We start from the raw sequence: 20,936 nt of genomic DNA, 5'->3' as shown, positions 1-20,936 counted from the left end.
ACGAACGAGACATTATACAAAATGCACCAAATCCTCTTTTTTAGAGTATTTAATGAAAATACCCAAAAGAAGGAGTACATCTTCTCCAAAAAGTACCTATTTTTGTCCTTCGAAACAATGTCAAAGCGACAACATGATTAATTTAATAATTCTAACCCCTAAATCCTATGTTGACCCAACGTAAAATCCATACTCACGGTGGCGGTTGGCCGTGACTTTATGGAATGACCGAAGACACTTTCCGTACAACCGTCAAAACCCATATGAGATATGGGACGACCAGTATTTCTTAATTAATCTTCAGCAATATGCGGATGAACATTGTTTTTCGTATATTTGTTGATTGAAAGAACAGTTCAATACTTAATCATTTATTAATAATAAATTTTATGAAAACCAATCTAAGCTCTCAAATCACTCTCAACAGAGTCTCCCCCAGGTACTATAGACCTGAGAATGCATTTGAACGGTCGGTATTGACCCGACTGGAAAAAATCCCGACAGATATTTATGAGTCTGCGGAAGAAGGCGCCAACCAGATTGCCCTTGACATTGCACAGTTAATCCGTGACAAGCAAAAGGCGGGACGTTTCTGTGTCTTGGCACTGGCAGGCGGTAACTCTCCGCGCAATGTATATGCAGACTTGGTACGTATGCACCAGGAAGAGGGATTAAGTTTCCGCAACGTAGTCATATTCAACCTCTACGAATATTATCCATTAGCTCCCAATGCCATCAACAGCAACTTCAACGCATTGAAGGAAATGCTGATAGACCATGTGGACATTGACAAACAGAATGTTTTCACCCCCGACAGCACCATCGCCAAAGACGCCATCTTTGAATATTGCCGTCTTTACGAGCAGCGCATTGAAAGTTTCGGTGGCTTAGACATCGCTTTGCTGGGCATTGGCCGTGTAGGTAATATAGGTTTCAATGAACCGGGTTCACGCCTGAACTCTACCACTCGTCTGATATTGCTGGACAACGACTCCCGCAATGAAGCTTCCAAGATGTTCGGTAGCATTGAAAATACCCCCATCAGCTCCATCACCATGGGAGTAGCCACCATCCTCTCGGCAAAGAAAATATATCTGCTGGCATGGGGTGAGGAGAAAGCGCAAAAGGTGAAAGAATGCGTTGAAGGTCCGGTAACAGATACTATCCCTGCATCTTATCTGCAGACTCACAACAATGCACATGTAGCTATCGACTTGTCTGCCGCCGCCAATTTGACGCGTATCCAACGCCCCTGGCTGGTAACCTCCTGCGAATGGAACGACAAGCTCATCCGCAGTGCCATCGTCTGGTTGTGCCAACTCACCGGAAAACCCATTCTGAAACTGACCAACAAGGACTACAACGAAAACGGTCTGAGCGAACTGCTGGCATTGTTCGGCTCAGCCTATAACGTGAACATCAAGATATTCAATGACCTGCAACATACCATCACCGGATGGCCGGGCGGCAAGCCGAATGCTGACGACACCTATCGTCCTGAGCGTGCAAAGCCCTATCCAAAACGTGTGGTCGTATTTTCTCCGCATCCCGATGATGACGTTATCTCCATGGGAGGCACCATCCGTCGTCTGGTAGAGCAGAAACATGACGTGCATGTGGCTTACGAAACTTCCGGTAACATTGCCGTAGGCGATGAAGAAGTTATCCGCTTCCTGCACTTCATCAACGGGTTCAACCAAATCTTCAACAACAGCGAAGACCAGGTCATCAATGACAAATATACTGAAATCCGTAAATACTTGAAGGAGAAGAAAGACGGTGACATGGATACACGCGACATCTTGACCATCAAGGGACTGATTCGCCGTGGCGAGGCACGCACTGCATGTACATACAATAATATCCCTCTGGATCACTGTCATTTCCTTGACCTGCCATTCTACGAAACGGGCAAGATACAGAAGAATCCTATCAGCGAAGCAGACGTGGAAATTGTACGCAACCTATTGCGTGAAGTGAAACCCCATCAGATTTTCGTTGCCGGCGACCTGGCCGACCCGCACGGCACACACCGTGTTTGTACGGACGCCGTATTTGCCGCCATTGACTTGGAAAAAGAAGAAGGTGCCAAATGGTTGAAGGAATGCCGCATCTGGATGTACCGCGGTGCATGGGCCGAATGGGAAATCGAAAACATCGAGATGGCTGTGCCCATCAGCCCGGAAGAACTGCGTGCCAAGCGTAACTCTATCCTGAAGCATCAATCGCAGATGGAAAGCGCACCGTTCCTGGGCAATGACGAACGTCTGTTCTGGCAACGCAGCGAGGACCGTAACCGCGGAACAGCTGCCTTGTATGACAGCCTCGGACTTGCTTCCTATGAGGCGATGGAAGCCTTTGTGGAATACATTCCGCTATAAACGGATAAAATATTAACAATAGGATGAGATGTATTGCTCCGGCAATGCATCTCATTTTTTCATGTCTCAGCCTTCTTATATTCCCAAGGAATATTTGCAGATATAAAAACAATCAAATAATTTTGTTACTTATTTATCGAAACGACAAAACTTAAAAACAAACACCATTATGAAAAAGTATGCTATCAACATCCTTGTCATTTTATTCCTACTCACGCCATTTACATTGTTTGCAAATGGATGCCATGCCAATAACGACACCATCAAAGTATTGGCAATAGGCAACAGCTTTTCACAAGATGCAGTAGAGCAATATTTGCACGAACTGGGAGAAGCTGAAGGTATCACCATGATTATCGGCAATATGTTTATCGGAGGATGTTCACTGGAACGGCACGTGCAAAACATACGCAACAACGCTCCGGCCTATGCCTATCGCAAAGTAGAGAAAGACGGGGAAAAAACAGAAACCCGGTCAATGACTATTGAGAAAGCACTGGCCGATGAGAAATGGGACTATATCAGTGTTCAGCAGGCCAGCCCTTTGTCTGGTATCTATGACAGCTACAAAGCTTCCCTACCTGAATTGGTTAACTATATCAGGGAACGAATTGGAAAGGAAACCGTATTAATGATGCACCAGACATGGGCTTATGCTACCAATGCCAACCACACCGGATTCAAAAACTATGACCAGAACCAAATGAAAATGTACACCAGCATTGTGGATGCAGTAAAGAAAGCCGCCAACCTGGTGGGTATCAAGAAAATTATCCCTTCGGGAACCGCCATACAAAATGCACGTACCTCCTTTATCGGCGACCATATGAATAGGGACGGATACCACCTTGACTTAACCATAGGCAGATATACAGCTGCCTGCACATGGTTTGAGGCATTGACCCATCGGAATGTAACAGAAAACCCATATTCTCCCGAAGGAATAGACCCAATCCATAAGAAAGCAGCTCAAATGGCTGCGCACAACGCCATCCTCTATCCGGACAAAGTTACGGAACTGACAGAACTGAAAAAGATTGCCGATTAATGCTTTTTAATTCTTAAGACTTACTTATATGTCTGCAAAATAATAAAAAGAAAGTAACCCGCTCATCAGTGAAGCTTTCTTTTATGTACTTTTGCACGCACCACCGTCTGGTAAAAGCAGATATTGGCAACTTCAATATTTCATCAGTATGAAAAAACTTATCCTAACCGGCATATGGCTCTTGTGTGGATTCCTCCTTCCGGCACAAGAACTAGAGCAGAATGTGGAAGAACGCCTCCAGACATTCTTTAGGGAATACACCACCCATACGGCCAACATCGGTACCTGCAAGCTGGATAGTTTCCGCATTGACTTCCGGAAGAAGAAATTGCTTGTCTATACAAACGAGCGCTTTGCCTACCAGCCTCTACGGCCTGAAACCGTTGATGCCATTTACCGCCATCTGGGACAAATCCTGCCAGGACCGGTGAACTATTTCGACCTCACCGTCTTTGCTGACGGGAAGAGCATCGAAGAGCTTATCCCCAACCTCTACCGGAAAGGGAAGAAAGACAAGGCACGTCTGTTCAGCCACCTGGAATACAAAGGTACCCCCTGGGTAACCCGTACCTCGCGCCCCTACGACATCACCCGCGGACTGGAAGGACGCCACATCGCCCTTTGGCAAAGCCACGGGAAATATTATATCAATGACAAGGACAAATGGGGATGGCAACGCCCGAGGCTGTTCTGCACTACAGAAGACCAGTTCACCCAATCCTTCATCCTGCCCTACCTCCTGCCCATGCTAGAGAATGCAGGAGCCAATGTATTCACTCCCCGCGAAAGGGACACGCAGAAGCAGGAAGTCATCGTAGACAATGACGGTAGCCTGAGCGGACATGGAGGACAAGGTTCCCTTTATCTGGACGTGAAAAGCCGGAAAGCACGTTGGGAACAGACCTTCCGACCCGGATTTGCCCAACGGAAACGAATCTATCAGGACAATGAAAACCCTTTCCTCTCCGGCACGGCACGCTTTGCCAAAACTGAAAAGAAGAAAGACAAGGCTTTTGCCGAATGGGTACCCGATATTCCGGAAACGGGAGAATATGCTGTATACGTATCTTACCAAACACTGCCGGGCAGCGTAAGCGATGCCAAATATCTTGTATTTCACAATGGAGGCGTCACGGAGTTCAAGGTGAACCAGCAAATAGGAGGCGGCACATGGGTGTACCTCGGCACATTCACTTTCGACAAAGGCCGGAATGACTATGGCATGGTGGTATTGAGCAACGAAAGCAAAGAGAAAGGCGTGGTCTGTGCCGATGCCGTCCGCTTTGGAGGAGGCATGGGCAACATTGCCCGCGGAGGACAAACCAGCGGCTTGCCCAGATACCTGGAAGGCGCACGCTACTTTGCCCAATGGGCAGGCATGCCCTATCCCGTCTATGGAGGCTATGAGGGAAAGAATGATATGAACGACGACATCAACGTACGTTCCCGTACAGTGAATTACCTTGCAGGAAAATCACTATTCAACCCGACGGAAGAAGGTTTGGGCATCCCCTTTGAAATGAGTATGGCCCTGCATAGCGATGCCGGTTTCAGTAAGGAAGATGAGATTATAGGCACTCTCGGCATTTATACCACCAACTTCAACAACGGCCGACTGCATGCCGGTACAGACCGCCATGCCTCCCGTGACCTTTCGGACATTCTGCTAACGCAGTTGCAGCGTGATATCCGCTCTACCTTCAACGTAGACTGGACACGCCGCAGCCTATGGAACCGCAACTACAGTGAAACACGCCTGCCCGCCGTCCCTTCCACCATCGTAGAACTGTTGTCGCACCAGAACTTCGCAGATATGCGCTTGGGACATGACCCTAACTTCAAGTTCACCGTCGGGCGTGCGCTCTATAAAGCCATTCTGCAATACATATGCAGCCAGCACGGCAGAGACTACGTTGTCCAACCCCTTCCCGTCAGCCACTTTGCTATCCGCTTCGGTCAAAAGAAGAATACTTTAGAGCTTTCCTGGCAAGGAGAGGAAGACCCGTTGGAGCCGACTGCCAAACCACGTGAATACATTGTATATACACGTATCGGTCGTGGAGGATTTGACAATGGCGTACGCGTCAGCTCCTCATCCCACACCGTAAAAATAGAACCGGGCATCGTCTATTCCTTTAAAGTAACCGCCGTAAACCGGGGTGGCGAAAGCTTCCCTTCGGAAATTCTTGCCGCCTACAAGGCAAAGCGTGAAAAAGGACAGATACTTATCGTCAACGGATTCGACCGCATCAGCGGGCCTGCCGTTATAGACACCCCCGATGCGGCAGGCTTCGACTTGTCACAAGATCCCGGCGTACCCTATCTCTATGACATCTCCCTCTGCGGCGCCCAGCAGAATTTTAGCCGGAAGGAAGCAGGACGACGTCTGGGAGAGAGCAGTGACGAATACGAAGGCATGAAAATCATCGGAAACACTTTCGATTACCCCTTCGTACATGGCAAAGCCATCCAGGCAGCCGGAAATTACAGCTTCGTCTCATGCAGCGACGAGGCTGTGGAAAAGGGCATCCTCTCATTAGAGGATTATCCGATAGTGGACTATATCCTCGGACTTGAGAAAGAAGACAATTCCAGCAATCCGGCACGCAATACCTACTACAAAACATTCTCCTCGCCCATGCAGCGCATACTGACTTCCTATTGCCAGTCGGGAGGTCATCTCCTGGTCAGCGGTGCCTATGTAGGCAGCGATATGGACAGCTCGCAGGGCAATAAAGAATTTATTCAGAATATCTTGAAGTACCGGCATGGCAACTCTCTGAAAACAGACGGGGACAAAATCGCTGTCCGGGGACTGGGGCATACCTTCACCCTTCCCCGCCTGCCGAATGAGCAAAGCTATCCGGTCACTTCCCCTGATTGCATCCTGCCCATGTCTCCCGCTTTTCCAGTCATGACCTATGCCATCGGCAACACACCCGCCGCCGTAGCCTATCAAGGCAGTGATTATCGCACTTTTGTCATGGGATTCCCTTTTGAAAGCATCCGGGAAGAAACATCCAGAAATGTAATTATGGCATCCATACTCCGCTTTCTCACCACAGATTACACAGATTAACACAGACAAAATAGCAATCCCTATAAATAATCTGTGAAAATCTGTGTAATCTGTAGTGAAAAAACTATCTTTGCTTCCATTAATCATTAAACATTAACCACTAAACATTAAACATCATGTACACTATACAAGCCAACCCCAGCGGAACCCGTAGTTTAGAAGTTTCTGAAGAGAATCTTGCCACCATCGAGAAATACGGCCTCTTCCGCCATCTCATCGACAGCAACGGTATTGTGGACGAAACCGTGCTCGACAAGTTGAAACTGAACATCCGCTCCCTCATCGCCTCGCAAGAGGAAGACAGCAAAGACCTGCTCGACCTCTGTATCGACGTTATCTATCACAACAACATGAAGGCCTTCGGACTACAACAGCTCATCAAGCTCTATCTGCAATGGCTTTCCCAACAAGACACCATAGAAGAAGAATAAATGAAAACCATCGACACCTGCGGACAACAGCATTACAGCCCTTTAATCCCTGCCATCAAAGCCATGTGCGAGGCCGGAAAAGGCGAGAAGCTGGAAATCATCATGGACGACGCTGCTGCCTTCAATGACATGAAAGAGTATCTTTCCGAGCAGCAGATAGGCTTCCGTGAGATTTACGACGGAGAACGGATGACATTACAGTTTTTAATGTGCAAATGAAAGAATATCGCCTTACAGACTGGCTTCCTACTACCAAGAAAGAAGTGGAACTGCGTGGTTGGGACGAATTGGATGTAATACTTTTCAGCGGTGACGCCTACGTGGATCACCCTTCTTTTGGAGCCGCCGTCATAGGCCGCATCCTCGAAGCAGAAGGATTGCGCGTAGCCATCATCCCCCAACCCAACTGGCGCGACGACTTGCGCGACTTCAAAAAACTGGGACGTCCCCGTCTGTTCTTCGGCATCAGTCCCGGCTGTATGGATTCGATGGTCAACAAATATACTGCCAACAAACGCTTGCGCAGTGATGACGCCTATACCCCGGATGCACGTCCGGATATGCGTCCGGAGTACCCTTCCATTGTATATACCCAGATATTAAAGAAGCTATTCCCCGATGTCCCCGTCGTACTGGGCGGCATCGAGGCAAGCATGCGCCGCCTGACGCACTATGACTATTGGCAGGACCGTGTACGCCCCAGCATCCTCCTCGACAGCGGAGCCGACTCACTCATCTACGGTATGGGAGAGAAACCGGTGGTGGAACTTGCGGAAAGGCTGAAACGCCAACAGACACAGATGGACGCCCCAAGCTTCAAAAAGCTCATCGCCGATATTCCCCAAATGGTTTACCTTGACAAGGAAGTAGTGGTACAAGAAGGGGATATCACCCTCTTTTCCCATGAAGAATGTCTGAAAGATAAAAAGAAAGAAGCTGCCAACTTCCGTCATATCGAGGAGGAAAGCAACAAATATACAGCATCCCGCATCTTGCAAAAGAGCGGCAAGCTGACGGTAGTAGTCAATCCTCCCTATCCCCCTTTGACGGAAGCTGAACTCGACCGTTCTTTCGACTTGCCATACACGCGCCTGCCCCATCCCAAATACAAGGGAAAACGTATTCCGGCATACGACATGATAAAGTTCTCCGTCAACCTGCATCGCGGATGTTTCGGAGGATGTGCCTTCTGCACCATCTCCGCACACCAGGGCAAATTCATCGTAAGCCGCAGCAAGGAGAGCATTCTGAAAGAGGTGAAAGCCATCACGGAGCTGCCAGACTTCAAGGGTTATTTGAGCGATTTGGGAGGCCCGTCGGCCAATATGTACCGCATGAAGGGACGGGATGAGGCCGTCTGCAGGAAATGCAAACGCCCGTCGTGCATCTACCCCAAGGTATGCCCCAACCTGAATACGGACCACCGTCCGCTGCTCGACATCTATCATGCCGTAGATGCCCTGCCCGGCATCAAGAAGTCCTTCATTGGCAGCGGTGTACGCTATGACCTGCTGCTGCACCAGAGCAAGGACCCGAACACTAACAAAAGTACGCAGGAATATACCCGCGAGCTCATTGCCCGCCATGTCAGCGGTCGCCTGAAGGTAGCACCGGAGCATACGTCAGACCGCGTGCTCAACATCATGCGCAAGCCTCCGTTCAGCCAGTTCGGTGAGTTCAAGAAGATATTCGACAGGATTAACCATGAAGAAGGACTACGCCAGCAGCTTATTCCTTATTTCATCAGCAGCCATCCCGGATGCAAGGAGGAAGATATGGCAGAACTTGCCGTCATCACCAAGCGACTGGACTTCCATCTGGAACAAGTGCAAGACTTTACCCCTACTCCCATGACCGTTGCCACCGAAGCATGGTACACGGGCTTCCATCCTTATACGCTGGAACCGGTATTCAGTGCCAAAACGCAGCGCGAGAAACTGGCTCAACGCCAATTCTTCTTCTGGTACAAACCCGAAGAGCGCAGGAACATCATAAACGAACTGCGCCGGATAGGACGGACGGATTTGATAGACAAGCTATACGGGAAACGATAAAAATACGATATTTCCAAGAAACTCACAGCAACTGCATGAAACGATTCCTCCTCCTCTGCCTATCCCTACTCCCCATCGGAGCGACAGGTCTGCTGGCACAAAGCGAATGCCTGCCGCAAAATTACAGTATCATCTTCGGTGGCGGTGTATCCTTACCTCATGTAGAGGGAAACCGTAACGACTTCTTCAGCAAGAATGGCAACCGGGTGGGATATGACCTGATGACAGAAGGCCGCTACTACATCACGCCCCTATTTGCCGCAGGACTTCAATATGACTATCTACGCATGGCACGCCTGCCGGATAAGGCACATCTGCACTGCATACGCCCCAACATCACATACCGGCCCTTGTGGAGCAACGGGAATCAAGGACTGTTCCTCTCGTTCGGCATCGGGTATATGAACTATCAGGAACGGACATATAAACGCGGTGAACGGAACGGACACCTTTTCCATAAAGGATATTGTGGAATAACTTTCGCAGCAGGCTATGAGTTCCGCATCAGCCGTAAACTCTCGGGCATGATTCGCTGTGATTTCCTGACAGCAGACTGGTTTGCCAACCCCGATGCACGACTTTATAACACAGACGGGTATGATGACGGAGTGAACCATAGCTGGTTCAAGAACAACATCACTTTCTTCAATTTGGGATTCGCGTTACAATTCGGAAAATAATAACAAAAATAGAAAAATTCAAAGGAATCTCTAACTCCATAAAACTATTCATTAATGACATAGATTGGGAGTTTATGCTTTTTCAAATGACAACTATGGCAAAGAGTCTCTAAATCCTTATCATCATACTCCCACGGTTCAATTATCTGTCCATTCTTTTTTCTATATACTTTATGATGGACATCCAATGATTGTTTAAAGTCTAATGAGTATAAAGGAAAAATAATGGAATATTGATTATAAGCAAGTATCCCTTGGCCAAGGTATGAACCGGGATAATACCAAGCAAAGCAACGATAAAGGAAACATCTATTACCAGTATCACTCAATTCATTAAATTGCAATGTTACGATATTATCACTTTTTAATTTATAATCTTTCCCACCATAATAAACTGGAATTTTTACAACATACAGCTGATTCACAAATTCTCCCAAAGACTCTATTTCTTTAGTTGATATTAATACACGTTTTTCAAGAGGAGCAAAAGGACATGGAATGTTTTTCTTCATTTCATAAAGAAACAAGCCATAATCATCTAAGGAACTACGTTTTTCTTTTGTTATCAACTCATGTTCTTCGTGTACAGTTAATCCAGTTCTATCATTAAATATATTTTCTCTTTGCTGAAAAACATTTTTAATTATTCCAAAGTTTTTTAATTCTATTTCGCCTAAATATCTCTCCAAGTCATCTATTCCATCCAATTCAATTAGAACTTGATTCTGACAATTTACACAACGATAGTTATCCCTTCTTTTAATCTCCTCACATTTTTTCTTCCACTCCACAGCATTCAATTTATCCTTATAGACTTCATTTGTACCAGATGTGATGACAGAGCAAGATAATTCTTGAATTAAATAACGAATAGCCTCCAAAAGAGAAGATAACTCACCGTGGACAATACCGAATATTTCTTCTGCATCAATATTAAAATAATGATGGGCTATAATATCCCGGACTCCCATTACATTACTCCAAGGTATCCGAGGATAATTGATTAAGACCTTTTTCTCTGTTACTTTATCAAAGCCTTTCAAGCTCTCCCCTATTGCAATGAGTAACATACAAACCGCATCCAACTTTTCCATGCCAGCAGGAGACAAAAGAAAGTCATCCACACTATGGATATTCACAGTTCTTTCCTGCAAACGTATAATCGCCTGCTCAATCTGCTTCAGAATACCCAAAGCTACTTCTCTTTTATAGGGAGATAAGGATTCCATCTTTTTCTATCTGTCGTCTGAGAAAATCATTCATATTTTTATGGAAGCGAACAACATCTACCGGACAGCCAAATTGTTCCTCTAAAAACTTCTTTAGTTCTACATGCAAAAACAAATTAGGCTTCATATCTACACAAACATCCACATCGCTATCCTCTTTTTGTTCATTACGGGCTACAGAACCAAAGATACGCAAAGAAGTAACCCCAAAATATGAACGTAGCACGTCACTACATTTCCTTATTATTTCGATATATTCATTTAAGGATCTCATACGACATTTTTTGGTTTATACAAAGTAAAAAAGAATATTCCAATAAAACAAATATGCAGTAGTCTTTCTTTCCGATACCTGTTCACTCCTCCACCTGCATTGCCACTACCTCCTGCAACACACAGACAGCTTCTTCCACCGTCCTGACATCCTTCACCAGCATACTCCGTTTGTTGTTCTGCTCGCGCAGGTCGCAACGGCGGGTGTACTTCATCATGTAGGCAATGACTTTGCCGAAAGCCTGGCTCTGATAGTACGGGCTATCCGGATTGGAAACAAAAAATAGAGACATGCGTCCCCCTTTCAGAAAGACCTTTTCTACACCGAGCCGGGCAGCCAGGCGTCGCAAGGGAACGATGCGCAGCAGTTCTTCCGTTTCGGGAGGAATCGGGCCGAAGCGGTCTTCGAGGCGGGAACGGAAAGCATCCACATCCTTGTCGAGTGTCAATCCGTCCAACTCGCGATAGAGCAACATACGCTCGCTGCTGCCAGTCACGTAATCGGCAGGCAACAGAAGTTCGAGGTCGCTTTCCACCTGGCATTCGTCCACAAACTGCTCGCCGCTGATGACGCCTCCGTCCGCTTTCAGTTCTTCGGCATAAAGGTCGGCAAACTCGTCGGTCTTCAGTTCGTGCACAGCTTCGGAGAGAATCTTTTGATACGTCTCGTAGCCTAGGTCGGCAATGAAACCGCTCTGTTCGGCACCGAGCATATTGCCTGCACCACGGATGTCAAGGTCCTGCATGGCAATGTGGATGCCACTACCCAGGTCGGAGAAGTTCTCGATGGCTTGCAGGCGTCGTTTTGCTTCGGGAGTAAGGGAGGACAAAGGCGGTGCCAGCAGGTAACAGAAAGCTTTTTTATTGCTCCGCCCCACACGTCCGCGCATCTGGTGCAAGTCACTGAGACCGAAGTTCTGCGCCTGGTTGATGATAATGGTATTGGCATTGGGTATGTCGATGCCACTTTCGATGATGGTAGTGGCAAGCAGCACGTCGTAATCGTAATTGACGAAATCAAAGATTATCTTCTCCAGTTCGGCAGGCTCCATCTGTCCGTGTCCGATACAGACACGGCAGTCGGGAATGTGCCGCTCTATCATGGCCTTCAACTCAAACAGATTGGAAATACGGTTATTCACGAAGAATACCTGCCCGTTACGGCTCATCTCAAAATTGACGGCGTCGGCAATGATTTCCTCGTTGAAGGTGTGCACTTCCGTCTGGATGGGATAGCGGTTAGGCGGCGGTGTCTGGATGACGCTCAAGTCGCGCGCACCCATCAGCGAAAACTGCAAGGTACGGGGAATGGGTGTAGCCGTCATGGTCAGCGTATCCACATTCACCTTCAATTGGCGGAGTTTCTCCTTGACGGAGACGCCGAACTTCTGCTCCTCATCAATAATCAACAAACCAAGGTCTTTGAACTTAACGTCTTTTCCCAGGATACGGTGGGTACCGATAAGAATATTCACTTCCCCTTCGGCAAGCCCTTTCACTACAGCCTTTGCCTGAGCAGCGGTGCGGGCACGACTCAGATACTCCACCCGGCAAGGCAAACCTTTCAAGCGCTCCTTGAAGGTCTGGAAATGCTGATAGGCAAGTACGGTAGTGGGCACCAGTACAGCCACCTGCTTATTGTCCGCCACAGCCTTGAAAGCGGCACGAACAGCCACCTCCGTCTTGCCGAAGCCCACGTCACCGCACACCAGGCGGTCCATCGGACGGGCACTCTCCATGTCGGCCTTCACGTCGGAAGTAGCCTTGCTTTGGTCGGGGGTATCCTCATAGATGAAGGAGGCTTCCAACTCCCGTTGCAGGAAGCTGTCGGGACTGTATTGGAACCCCTTCTCCTCGCGGCGTTGCGAGTAGAGTTTTATCAAGTCGCGGGCAATATCCTTTATCTTCGTCTTGGTGCGGTCTTTCAGCTTCTCCCAAGCTCCGGTGCCGAGCTTGTTGAGGCGGGGCGCTTCACCCTCCTTTCCCTTGTACTTGGAAACCTTGTGCAGAGAGTGGATGGAGACAAACACCACATCTTCGTTCTGATAGACAATCTTCATCACCTCCTGCGTGGTGTCACCGTTGGGGATACGTACCAGTCCGGCAAAACGCCCCACACCGTGGTCGGTATGCACCACATAGTCGCCGGGGGTGAATTGGTTCAGCTCCTTCAGGCTCAAGGCCACCTTGCCGCTGCGTGCCTTGTCGCTCTTCAAGTTATACTTGTGAAAGCGGTCGAACAGCTGATGGTCGGTAAAGATACAGATACGTAAAGTGTCGTCGGCAAAGCCTTCGTGCAGTGTCCGTTCCACGGCGGTAAAGGATATGTTGTCTCCACGGTCCTCAAAGATGGCACGGATGCGGTCGGTCTGTTTCAGGCTGTCGCTGCATATGTAGATGGTGTAGTGACGGGAGAGGTATTCGCGGAAACTCTCCGCCACCATGTCGAAGTTTTTATGGAAGATAGGCTGTACCGTAGTATGGAACGAGACGGTAGCATCCGGCGTTCCGGTGGGCTTGTTGCCGAACTCCATCCGGCGGAAATCGAGGGCGCGCAGGGTGAACTCGCCACCATCAATCAGCTTGCCTTCCAGCGTGATGGCTCCATTCTCCTCCGACTCACGGGCGGCGATGGCCTGTGGGGTGAGCGATTCGTCGTGCACGGTCTGGATGCGTTCGCGCAACCAGAGAAAGTCGCGCATGGCAAGCAAGCTGTCCGACGGAAGGAAATCGAGGAACGACACCATGCCGCCGCTTCCTTTTTTTTCCAGGCTATGGCTCAAGTCGGGAACTATCACGATGCTTTCTTTCTTCTCTTTCGAGAGCTGTGTTTCCACCTCGAAGGTACGGACGCTTTCCACCTCATCGCCGAAAAAGTCTATACGGAAGGGATATTCGGAAGAGAAGGAAAAGACGTCGATAATACTGCCACGAACGGCATACTGCCCCGGCTCGTAGACGTAGTCCACATATTCAAAACCGTAGCTGCGCAATACGTCCGTCACGAAGTTCATATCCACCCTCTCGCCTGCATGCAGTTTCAGTGTATTCTCTCCCAGTTCCTTACGAGAGACAACCTTTTCGGCCAGCGCATCCGGATAGGTCACCACGCAAAGCCCCTCTTCTCCTTTTTGCAGGCGACTCAGCACTTCTGTACGGAGTATTTCGTTTGCCGCATCCTTCTGCCCGTACTTGATGGCGCGGCGAAATGAAGAAGGAAAAAACAATACCTGCTCTGTCCCCAATATCTGCGTCAAATCATGATAGAAATAACCGGCTTCCTCCATATCGCCCAGAATGAAAACGAGCGGACAAGTAGCCCGCTGAACCAATACAGACGAAAACAAAGAAGCGGCAGAGGCATATAAACCTCCGCAATATAGGTGACGGACAGAGTTATCTTTCAGAAGCCTGCACACCCCCTCTACATTGGGATGGGAAGCATAAGATTGTTGCAGTTCAGTTATATTCATTGCTTTGCGCTTTTTCCCCCGGTATTGCCTCTCATAAGGTATCCTACCGAAATAAATTCGGTGCAAAAATACACAAATAATCTTTAGCTTTGACCTGTCGGCAACTATGTTCTCTGAAATAATCTTTCTGCTGTCAGCCTGCACATCCTTCACCTTTTTTCTGTATCGCCCTATTTATCGGGGAAGGCAATGAAACTTCTTTTCCTCCAATTATGAATAACACAGCCTACACAATCCCTATTCAGGAGTTATGTTACACAAAGTTTATCCCCAGCCTGCGGACATGTATCCCAGGGGTTGGTCTGTCTATCCCAAAGCTTGGGATAGACAGACCAAGACTGAAGAGCACTTTTTCTCCCTATATCTACCCACTTTATCCTTTATACTTCGAAAGTTTTTCTTTAATAGTTTGAATGTTTTCTGTTAATGATTGAAACGGGAATAGCTAAAGATTGAGGCTAAAGTTCAAAGTCAAGCATACGGTTCTTTGATTTAACCTGCATTCCTCATAGTCAGGAGTTAGAAGGAGCTACATAAATGAAAGAGTCGTGGCGCCAGAACTTTGCAAAATCAAGATTTGTGTGAAAATGCTGCCAGATAAAAAAGAAATGTATTACATTTGTTCCCAGTTATAACCCCCATTACCTATAAGTATGCAAACATCAGACAGCATTGTCATCATCCCCACCTACAATGAACGGGAGAATATAGAAAATATCATCCGTGCCGTTTTTGCTCTGAAACATGGTTTTCACATCCTTGTCATTGAAGACGGTTCGCCCGACGGAACGGCTGCCATTGTAAAGACCTTGCAGCAGGAGTTTCCCGAACGCCTCTTCATGGTGGAGCGCAAAGGAAAGTTAGGACTGGGTACAGCCTACATAGCCGGCTTTAAGTGGGCATTGCAACGAGGTTATGAGTATGTATTCGAAATGGATGCCGACTTCAGCCACAATCCCCAAGACTTGCCGCGACTCTACCGCGCCTGTTCCGAAGAGGGTGCCGATGTAGCCATCGGTTCACGTTATGTGAGTGGTGTGAACGTAGTGAACTGGCCCATGGGACGTGTACTGATGTCTTATTTTGCCTCCAAGTATGTACGCTTCATCACCGGGCTGCCCATCCACGATACTACAGCCGGATTTGTATGTTACCGCCGCCGGGTATTGGAGACCATCAATCTGGACGGTATCCGCTTCAAAGGATACGCCTTCCAGATAGAAATGAAATTCACCGCCTACAAATGCGGCTTCAAGGTAAAGGAAGTGCCTGTCATCTTCATCAATCGCGAACTGGGCACCTCCAAAATGAACAGCAGTATTTTTGGTGAAGCCGTATTCGGAGTGATTCGGTTGAAATGGAACAGTTGGTTCCATAAATATCCTACCGTAGATAAGGAGATGAAGTGATAGGTGATAGAGTGATAGGGGTTTACTATAATATTAGGAAGATATGAAAAGAACATTGATACATAACGCTACGATTGTCAACGAAGGACAATCCGTGAAAGGTTCCGTAGTGATAGAAGACGGGCGCATTGCAGAGGTACTGACCAACTGGAAACCGCTCTCCGCCCCTTGTGACGAGACCATAGATGCCACCGGATGCTATCTGTTGCCTGGCATCATCGACGACCATGTACATTTTCGCGATCCCGGGCTGACCCACAAAGCGGACATCCTCACCGAAAGCCGTGCGGCTGCCGCAGGTGGTGTGACCTCCATCATGGATATGCCCAATACAAATCCGGTGACCACTACGCTGGATGCCTTGAACGCCAAACTTGATTTGCTGAACGAGAAGTGTATCGTAAACCATTCTTGCTACTTCGGCGCAACAAACGACAATTACAGCGAATTCGGCAAGCTGGACAAGCACCGCGTCTGCGGTATCAAGCTATTCATGGGCTCCAGTACCGGAAACATGCTGGTAGACAAGATGAACAGCCTGCTGAACATCTTCAACGGTACAGACATGCTGATTGCCGCCCACTGCGAAGACCAGGAAACCATCAAGAACAATATTGCCAAGTATAAGGAAATGTTTGCCGGAGAGAATGATATTCCCATAGGCAAGCATCCCTACATCCGCTCCTCGGCAGCATGCTATGCATCTTCTGAGCTGGCAGTACGGCTGGCAAGGATTGCCGGTGCACGGCTGCATATTCTGCATGTGTCCACAGCCAAGGAACTGCAACTGTTCAATGACTATTCACTTTCCGAGAAGCATATCACCGCCGAAGCATGCGTTGCCCATCTCCTCTTCACGCTCAGTGACTATCGCACGTTGGGCACACGTATCAAGTGCAATCCTGCCATTAAGAAGCAAGCCGACCGCGATGCCCTGCGTGCAGCCGTCAACTCCGGCCTGATAGACGTTATAGCCACCGACCATGCGCCCCATCTGCTCTCCGAAAAAGAAGGAGGTGCCTTGAAGGCCATGTCCGGCATGCCGATGATACAGTTCTCACTTGTCAGCATGCTGCAACTGGTGGATGAGGGAGTATTCACACTCGAGACCATCGTTGAAAAAATGTGCCATGCTCCCGCACAAATTTACCGCATCAACGAGCGCGGCTATATCCGTGAAGGTTACCGGGCAGACCTTGTGCTGGTACGCCCCGATACCCCGTGGGAAGTGACAGCCGACAAAGTTTTGAGCAAATGCGGCTGGAGCCCATTGGAAGGACATACCTTCAACTGGAAAGTGGAAAGGACTTTTGCCAACGGACATCCCGTTTATAGCGACGGCATGGTGGACGATGCTTATCGTGGCGAGGAACTGAGATTTGGGGAGTGAAGGCTAGGAATTAAGGATTAGGGATTAAGGATTAAATGGGATGAAAAGGACAATACTGGCACCGGGGCATGAATTGCTTTCGTATCGGATTCATGAAGTAACCCCTTACATCAACTGGATTTATTTCTTCCATGCCTGGGGCTTCCAGCCTCGCTTTGCGGCTATTGCCAACATCCATGGCTGCGATTCCTGCCGTGCACTTTGGCTGACAACCTTTCCCGAGGAGGAACGTACCAAAGCTTCCGAAGCCATGCAGCTCTTCAAGGAAGCCAATAGAATGCTCGGCCGACTGGACGAAACAATCTCCATCCATTGCATCTTCAGGCTTTGCCAGGCAAATGCAGACGGAGATAACCTCTTGATAGAAGGAACAACCTTCCCACTGCTCCGCCAGCAGACACCCCAACCCGATGGCGGTCCATTTCTCTGTCTGAGCGATTTTGTACGTCCCCTCTCTTCAGGCACGCCCGACATCGTAGGGCTTTTCGCCTCCACCATCAGTGAAGAGGCCGAAGAGACTTATAAAAGCGACCCTTACAAACATCTCCTTGTACAGACTCTGAACGACCGCCTTGCCGAAGCCGCCACAGAAAAGATGCACGAATATGTCCGCAAGGAGGCTTGGGGCTATGCCCCCGACGAATCCTTGTCCATTCCGGATCTGCTGGTCGAGAAATACCAAGGCATCCGCCCCGCTGTGGGATACCCCTCCCTACCCGACCAATCCGTGAATTTCCTGCTGGACGAACTGCTCGGCATGAAGCAGATAGGCATCACGCTGACTGAACATGGAGCCATGCACCCTCACTCCTCCGTCTGCGGCATGATGCTGGCACATCCCGCATCCCGATACTTTTCAGTGGGCAAGATTGGAGAAGACCAGCTGGACGACTACGCCCGCCGCCGGGGAATGCCAATAGGGGATATGCGGAAGTTTTTAGCCACTACAATATGAATAATGTGCTAATGTGCCTATATGCTAATGTGCCAATTGGCTGCGCTATATGTATATTGTGCTACCATGCCGCAGGTCATTGGCACATTAGCATATAGGCACATTAGCATATAGGCACATTAACACATTAAAATAATCCTTTTTGAACTGTGATTTATCGCCACACAATGCGACTAACAGTGCAAAAGCAATTCGAAAGAAGCTAAAAGATGGAAAATGCAGAACAAGAGTTTGTATCCGTGGTACGGGAGTATGAGCGCGTGATATATAAGGTGTGCTATCTGTACACCACGCCCAATGCTACCCTCAACGACCTGTATCAGGAAGTGGTGCTCAACTTATGGAAAGCATTTCCCAAGTTCCGGCGGGAGTGTAAGATTTCCACATGGATTTACCGCATCGCACTGAACACGTGCATCAGCTTTATCCGCAAAGAAAAGAACATCCCCGAAATCGTCACCCTCACCCAGGAAGCCGACCGGACTGAAGAAACCGACGAGACACAAGCCATGCTACGGCAGCTCTACCGGATGATAAACCGACTGGGACAATTGGAAAAGTCCATCATACTGCTCTATCTGGAAGAGAAAAGCTACGAAGAAATTGCCGAAATCACCGGGCTGACCTTGACAAACGTTGCCACCAAACTCAGCCGCATCAAGGACAAATTGAAAAAAATGAATAAGGAGGAATAAATATATGGAACTGGATGAACTGAAGAAATCATGGAACGCACTGAATGAACAGTTGCAGAAAGAACCGATTGCTGACGAACAGCAGATTACCGAACTGATTGCCGGCTACAAGGCCAATACCCGCAAAAGTCTGGGACGACTCGTAGTCATACAGCGTTTCTCTATCGGAATGGGAGCGGTAGGTCTGGCAGCCCTTCTGCTTATATGGCTGTTGCTGCCCACCTTCGGCTTCAATGAGCAGCTGCAAGGCAAGATTGTCGCTTTACTGGGATTCATCGCTATAAGCATCCTCATAGGCATGTGGTGGGACTGGAAAACATACCGCTGGAACAAGGACACGCGTATTGATGAAATGGGGGTTGCCGAAGTCAGTCGCCGTATGACCACCTTCCGCCAATGGACCAGATATGAAGTGATGGGCATCTCCATTTGGATTATCCTTTTCAATATCCTCAACTATTGGGTGATGGAATATCATCTGGCACCAGCCAGCGTACAAGCCCTACTGATTACCCTTTTCGTAGTATTTGACGCGCTAATTATCTATATTCTCTACAAAAAAGTGATTTACAAACATCTGGACAATATTAAAAAGAACATTGAAGAATTGAAAGATATATGCACCGAGTAACTCTTGTTTTCATCCTTTTCCTTCTCATCCCCGACCTTTACATTTACTTGGTTTATGTAGTAAGAAAAACCAGAAAGGCAGTCCTTCACTGCCTTTATTGGCTTCCCACCTTGCTATTAGCGGCAGGCTATGTTTACTTCATATTCCTTACGGGCGACAATGCGATGTCAAACCATACGCAGGCCATAGGCAGACTGGCAATTACCATCATGCTGTTTGTCTTTCCAAAAACCATATTCATGCTTTGCTCGCTGGTGGGAGTACTGGCGCACTTCATCATCCGTCGTTGTCCCCGCAGCCCGTTCACCGCTATAGGACTGGTTTTGGCTGTCGTCAGCTTCTTCAATATCCTTTACGGTACCCTGGCAGGCATCACCCGTTTCGATACAAAAGAAGTGGAATACCGTTCTGCCAATATTCCGGAAGGTTTCGACGGCTACCGCATCGTGCAAATATCGGACATACACATCGGCAGTTGGCAAGGCAATCCGGAACCCATCAAACAGTTGGTCGATTTAGTCAACGGACAGAAGCCGGACCTGATTGTCTTCACCGGTGACCTCGTGAACCAGCAGAGCCACGAACTGGATGGTTTCCAAGAAATACTCTCCCAACTATATGCACCGGACGGAGTATACTCCATCCTCGGCAACCATGACTATGGCTCATACTATCACTGGCAAAGCCCGAAAGCAGAAATCGCCAATCTGGACTATTTAATCCGGCAGCAGAAAGCAATGGGATGGAAACTGCTGAACAATGAGCATGACATCCTTCATCACAAAGGTGACAGCATAGCCCTCATCGGTGTGGAAAACGACGGGGAGCCTCCTTTCTCCCAATTTGCAGACTTGCCGCAAGCCATGCAGGGCACGGAGGGAATGTTCCAAATATTGCTCAGCCATAACCCTACCCACTGGAGGCGCGAGGTACTGCCCCAATCGGATATTTCACTGATGCTTGCAGGACACACCCACGCCATGCAAGGCATCTTGTTCGGACATTCCCTTGCCGAACTTATCTATCCGGAATGGAGAGGAATGTACTACGAAGGCAAGAGGGCTTTGTACGTAAATATTGGCATCGGCTATGTAGGACTGCCGTTCCGGTTCGGGGCATGGCCGGAAATTACGGTACTAAAATTAGTAAGAGAGAAAGAGTGACGAAATAAGAAAAAGGTATATCTTTGTAGCAATAAAAAATCCGAC

At 48.2% G+C, this 20,936-nt stretch carries 16 protein-coding genes; 13 read left to right on the top strand and 3 right to left on the bottom strand.

The annotated features are described in order from the left end of the window. Positions 1–389 precede the first annotated feature (389 nt). The 7 genes from DW800_RS09735 to DW800_RS09705 all read left to right on the top strand — a co-directional run bounded on the left by DW800_RS09735 (position 390) and on the right by DW800_RS09705 (position 9,673). Positions 390–2,381: a glucosamine-6-phosphate deaminase gene (locus DW800_RS09735; protein WP_005826674.1), complete on the top strand. Its 1,992-nt coding sequence runs from the start codon at positions 390–392 to the stop codon at positions 2,379–2,381. Positions 2,382–2,550: 169 nt separating this feature from the next. Beyond that, positions 2,551–3,429 carry a DUF4886 domain-containing protein gene (locus tag DW800_RS09730; protein WP_005826677.1) on the top strand — a complete coding sequence of 293 codons (879 nt, stop codon included), beginning with the start codon at positions 2,551–2,553 and terminating at the stop codon, positions 3,427–3,429. Positions 3,430–3,577: 148 nt separating this feature from the next. Then, positions 3,578–6,508, top strand: coding sequence for a hypothetical protein (locus tag DW800_RS09725; RefSeq protein WP_005826679.1), 2,931 nt, complete (start codon positions 3,578–3,580; stop codon positions 6,506–6,508). Between the two features lie 116 nt (positions 6,509–6,624). Beyond that, a complete protein-coding gene (locus DW800_RS09720) occupies positions 6,625–6,939 on the top strand; it encodes a hypothetical protein (protein WP_009036810.1) in 315 nt (104 codons plus the stop codon). Next, positions 6,940–7,158, top strand: a complete 219-nt coding sequence (locus DW800_RS09715) for a sulfurtransferase TusA family protein (RefSeq protein WP_005826683.1) — start codon at positions 6,940–6,942, stop codon at positions 7,156–7,158. Further along, complete coding sequence (locus DW800_RS09710; RefSeq protein ID WP_005826685.1) at positions 7,155–8,993, top strand: YgiQ family radical SAM protein; 1,839 nt, start codon at positions 7,155–7,157, stop codon at positions 8,991–8,993. The genes DW800_RS09715 and DW800_RS09710 overlap by 4 nt, the downstream gene beginning before the upstream one ends. A 35-nt stretch (positions 8,994–9,028) precedes the next feature. Further along, a complete protein-coding gene (locus DW800_RS09705; protein WP_044468383.1) occupies positions 9,029–9,673 on the top strand; it encodes a hypothetical protein in 645 nt (214 codons plus the stop codon). 44 nt (positions 9,674–9,717) lie between these two features. On the opposite strand, the gene DW800_RS19935 is transcribed toward DW800_RS09705, so the two are convergent. The 3 genes from DW800_RS19935 to mfd form a co-directional block, all read right to left on the bottom strand. Beyond that, entirely contained in the window at positions 9,718–10,902 is a 1,185-nt protein-coding gene (locus DW800_RS19935; protein ID WP_119958020.1) for a HepT-like ribonuclease domain-containing protein, read from the bottom strand. Beyond that, a complete protein-coding gene (locus tag DW800_RS09695) occupies positions 10,880–11,176 on the bottom strand; it encodes a nucleotidyltransferase family protein (protein ID WP_044467457.1) in 297 nt (98 codons plus the stop codon). Before DW800_RS09695 ends, DW800_RS19935 begins: the two co-directional genes overlap by 23 nt. A gap of 82 nt (positions 11,177–11,258) precedes the next feature. After that, complete coding sequence (gene mfd / locus DW800_RS09690) at positions 11,259–14,648, bottom strand: transcription-repair coupling factor (RefSeq protein WP_119958019.1); 3,390 nt, start codon at positions 14,646–14,648, stop codon at positions 11,259–11,261. Between the two features lie 653 nt (positions 14,649–15,301). On the opposite strand from mfd, the gene DW800_RS09685 reads away from it, so the two are divergent. From DW800_RS09685 to DW800_RS09660, 6 genes are all read left to right on the top strand, one after another. Then, complete coding sequence (locus DW800_RS09685) at positions 15,302–16,057, top strand: polyprenol monophosphomannose synthase (protein ID WP_005836010.1); 756 nt, start codon at positions 15,302–15,304, stop codon at positions 16,055–16,057. A 43-nt stretch (positions 16,058–16,100) separates the two neighbouring features. Further along, positions 16,101–17,447 (top strand): dihydroorotase, encoded by a 1,347-nt coding sequence (locus DW800_RS09680; RefSeq protein ID WP_061412044.1) that lies wholly within the window; start codon positions 16,101–16,103, stop codon positions 17,445–17,447. A gap of 40 nt (positions 17,448–17,487) precedes the next feature. After that, complete coding sequence (locus DW800_RS09675) at positions 17,488–18,402, top strand: vitamin B12 dependent-methionine synthase activation domain-containing protein (RefSeq protein WP_035448012.1); 915 nt, start codon at positions 17,488–17,490, stop codon at positions 18,400–18,402. A 209-nt stretch (positions 18,403–18,611) separates the two neighbouring features. Next, positions 18,612–19,097, top strand: a complete 486-nt coding sequence (locus DW800_RS09670; protein ID WP_005826701.1) for an RNA polymerase sigma factor — start codon at positions 18,612–18,614, stop codon at positions 19,095–19,097. A 4-nt stretch (positions 19,098–19,101) separates the two neighbouring features. After that, complete coding sequence (locus tag DW800_RS09665; RefSeq protein WP_005826703.1) at positions 19,102–19,728, top strand: hypothetical protein; 627 nt, start codon at positions 19,102–19,104, stop codon at positions 19,726–19,728. Next, complete coding sequence (locus DW800_RS09660) at positions 19,716–20,891, top strand: metallophosphoesterase (RefSeq protein WP_005826704.1); 1,176 nt, start codon at positions 19,716–19,718, stop codon at positions 20,889–20,891. Before DW800_RS09665 ends, DW800_RS09660 begins: the two co-directional genes overlap by 13 nt. The last annotated feature ends 45 nt before the right edge of the window (positions 20,892–20,936 follow it).

The organism is Bacteroides sp. AM32-11AC (assembly GCF_003603515.1).
GTDB lineage: Bacteria > Bacteroidota > Bacteroidia > Bacteroidales > Bacteroidaceae > Bacteroides > Bacteroides uniformis.
Note: the sequence above shows the minus strand (reverse complement) of the source record. Positions and strands in the feature narration are given on the sequence as shown.

What these genes read in the sequence shown, in the direction of transcription:
- DW800_RS09735 (WP_005826674.1), top strand. Translation starts at nt 390, where the DNA reads ATGAAAACCAATCTAAGCTCTCAAATCACTCTCAACAGAGTCTCCCCC.
- DW800_RS09730 (WP_005826677.1), top strand. Translation starts at nt 2,551, where the DNA reads ATGAAAAAGTATGCTATCAACATCCTTGTCATTTTATTCCTACTCACG.
- DW800_RS09725 (WP_005826679.1), top strand. Translation starts at nt 3,578, where the DNA reads ATGAAAAAACTTATCCTAACCGGCATATGGCTCTTGTGTGGATTCCTC.
- DW800_RS09720 (WP_009036810.1), top strand. Translation starts at nt 6,625, where the DNA reads ATGTACACTATACAAGCCAACCCCAGCGGAACCCGTAGTTTAGAAGTT.
- DW800_RS09715 (WP_005826683.1), top strand. Translation starts at nt 6,940, where the DNA reads ATGAAAACCATCGACACCTGCGGACAACAGCATTACAGCCCTTTAATC.
- DW800_RS09710 (WP_005826685.1), top strand. Translation starts at nt 7,155, where the DNA reads ATGAAAGAATATCGCCTTACAGACTGGCTTCCTACTACCAAGAAAGAA.
- DW800_RS09705 (WP_044468383.1), top strand. Translation starts at nt 9,029, where the DNA reads ATGAAACGATTCCTCCTCCTCTGCCTATCCCTACTCCCCATCGGAGCG.
- DW800_RS19935 (WP_119958020.1), bottom strand. Translation starts at nt 10,902, where the DNA reads ATGGAATCCTTATCTCCCTATAAAAGAGAAGTAGCTTTGGGTATTCTG.
- DW800_RS09695 (WP_044467457.1), bottom strand. Translation starts at nt 11,176, where the DNA reads ATGAGATCCTTAAATGAATATATCGAAATAATAAGGAAATGTAGTGAC.
- mfd (WP_119958019.1), bottom strand. Translation starts at nt 14,648, where the DNA reads ATGAATATAACTGAACTGCAACAATCTTATGCTTCCCATCCCAATGTA.
- DW800_RS09685 (WP_005836010.1), top strand. Translation starts at nt 15,302, where the DNA reads ATGCAAACATCAGACAGCATTGTCATCATCCCCACCTACAATGAACGG.
- DW800_RS09680 (WP_061412044.1), top strand. Translation starts at nt 16,101, where the DNA reads ATGAAAAGAACATTGATACATAACGCTACGATTGTCAACGAAGGACAA.
- DW800_RS09675 (WP_035448012.1), top strand. Translation starts at nt 17,488, where the DNA reads ATGAAAAGGACAATACTGGCACCGGGGCATGAATTGCTTTCGTATCGG.
- DW800_RS09670 (WP_005826701.1), top strand. Translation starts at nt 18,612, where the DNA reads ATGGAAAATGCAGAACAAGAGTTTGTATCCGTGGTACGGGAGTATGAG.
- DW800_RS09665 (WP_005826703.1), top strand. Translation starts at nt 19,102, where the DNA reads ATGGAACTGGATGAACTGAAGAAATCATGGAACGCACTGAATGAACAG.
- DW800_RS09660 (WP_005826704.1), top strand. Translation starts at nt 19,716, where the DNA reads ATGCACCGAGTAACTCTTGTTTTCATCCTTTTCCTTCTCATCCCCGAC.